The 278-nt window shown below is 44.6% G+C and carries 1 pseudogene; it reads right to left on the reverse strand.

Going from position 1 to position 278, the window contains the following annotated elements:
• Nucleotides 1–278, reverse strand: a pseudogene (locus tag HC176_RS19455) (heavy metal translocating P-type ATPase); the annotation flags it as partial.

Consider the following 278-nt stretch of genomic DNA (forward strand, 5'->3'; position numbering starts at 1 on the left):
TGTAGGTCACTCTGATGGTCTTCTTGGGGAAATCAACCTGCGAAGCAGAGATCTCGGGCCTTAGTTTATTGAGATTTTCAAGGATCCAGATGCAGGAGCTGCAGTGAATATGCGGGATATACAAAGAAACGATCTGCAGGTTCTCATCACTGAATTCCAGCAGCTTTTCCACGATCTTTTCATTGCTTAAAAAGTCATACTTACCTTCAAGCTTTGAGGGAGCTGCACCGGGAGCTGCTTCCATATCATAATAGGAAGTTAGGCCGCTTTCTGAAAAG

The sequence above is a fragment of the Tamlana crocina genome, assembly GCF_012037625.1.